1 pseudogene is annotated in these 1,774 nt (G+C 76.8%); it reads right to left on the bottom strand.

From position 1 onward, the window contains the following. Window positions 1–19: 19 nt before the first annotated feature. Window positions 20–1,774: pseudogene (locus L1885_RS28005) on the bottom strand (AfsR family transcriptional regulator); the annotation flags it as partial.

Genomic DNA, 1,774 nt, shown 5'->3' with positions numbered 1-1,774 from the left:
CCCGGGCCGGTGCGCGCGCTCAGATCAGCGCGGCCGCCTCCGGCAGCGACAGCTTCGCGCCCTCGGCGCGGGCCGCCTCCCGAGCCGCCGTGTCCCCGGACAGGGCGGCCAGCGCGTCGCGTTCGGCCGCCTCGTACTGCTCCTGCTCGAAGGGGCTGCGGATGTGGCCCTCGGGGAGGGCCGCCTCGTACGCGCCGAGCAGCCGCGCCGCGTCCCGGGCCGGTGCCGGGCCGCCGCCGAGGGCCAGGCCCGCCAGCGCGCGGGACGCCGTCAGCAGCTGCACCGCGACCATCTCCGGGGCCATCAGCTGCGACAGCGGCGTCAGCGCCTGGGGCAGGGCCTCGCGCATCCCCGCGCGGGCCGCCTCGAACAGCCCGTCCTCGACGTCGAGCCAGGACACGGTCGCGCCGATGTATCCGCGGAAGAAACCCGGCGCGTCCTCGCTGAACGCCTCCCCCGCCAGGCGCAGTTGCTCGCGGGCCTCGGCCCGGCGCGCTGTCCGGCCGAGCCAGAGCGCGAGGAACAGGCGGGCCGCGGGGACCAGTTCGTGGTGCACCCCGCCGCCGGCGTCCTTCTCGTGGGCCCTCAGCACCTCGTGCAGGATCTGCTCGCCCTCGCTGCCCCGGTCCAGTTCCAGAAGGTTCTGCGCGAGCCGCATCCGCAGCAGCGCCACGTGGTGGCGCGCGCCCAGCCCCTCCGCGTGCCGCACGGCCGCCGCGTAGTCGGCAGCGGCGTCGGCGAAGCGCCCCACCCGCTCGTGCGCCTCGCCCCGCGCGGACAGCGATTCCGCGGTGCCCCAGGCGTCGCCGAGCCGCTCGAAGATCGCGAGGGCCCGCTCCGCGTCGCGGGCCGCGGCGGTCGCGGTGGAGCCGCGGTTGGCGTAGAGGTTCGCCCGCATCTGCAGGACGCTCGCCAGGTCCCACTCGTAGCCGAACTCCTCGCAGGCGCGGATGGTCTCGTCCATCGCCGCCGTCAGCCGGTCCGCCTGTCCGGTGAACATCAGCGCGAGCAGCCAGCCGACGCCGGGGAAGCGGCAGGTCTGCGGCAGCCCGGCGCTGTAGACCCGGGTGACCGCGCGCAGCCACTCCTCACGCTCGTCGTTCCAGTCGCCGCTGGTGAGGTCGGCCGTGAACATCTTCAGCAGCGACACCTCGCGCCGCGCCTCCTGCAGCACGTCCTCGGCCATCGGGGGCGGGCTGTCGGTGCAGCGCACGGGGATCGGCGGCGCGGGCTCCTCGGGCGGCGCGAACGGGTCGGGCGCCATCGCGCCGGCCGCCTCGGTCCAGTGCCGGGCCTCGGAGCGCTGGTCGAGCATCTGCCAGCACCAGGTCAGCGAGAGCACCAGGCACAGCACCTCGTGCTCGTCGCCCGCGGCGTGCGCCCTGCGCAGGGCCGTGCGCAGGTTCTCGTACTCCCGCCGGAACGTGCCGAGGGCCGCCCCCTGCCCCGCGCCGCGCAGCAACGGGTCGGTGGTGCGGGCGAGTTCGCGGTAGTGGACGAGGTGCCTGCGCTCGGTGGCCGGCCGGTCGTCCGCCTCGTCGAGCCGTTCCGAGGCGTATTCGGCGACGGTCTCCAGCAGCCGGTAGCGCATGCCGCCGTCCGTGCCCGCCGCCGGCTCGGCGACCACGAGGGACTTGTCGACGAGCGAGGCGAGGAGGGAGGCGATGTCGTCCGGGGCGGGGCCGGTGGCCCGCTCCGACGCCGGCGCGGCGGTGTCCGCGTCCCCCGGGCGGCCGTCCGCCGCGGGCTCGGGCGCCTGCGCGCGGGGGCCCGT

This window comes from Streptomyces fuscigenes (assembly GCF_021556455.1).
In the GTDB taxonomy this organism is placed as follows: Bacteria; Actinomycetota; Actinomycetes; order Streptomycetales; family Streptomycetaceae; genus Streptomyces; species Streptomyces fuscigenes.
The sequence above is the reverse complement of the archived record's forward strand: the minus strand, read 5'-3'. Positions and strand labels throughout refer to the sequence as shown.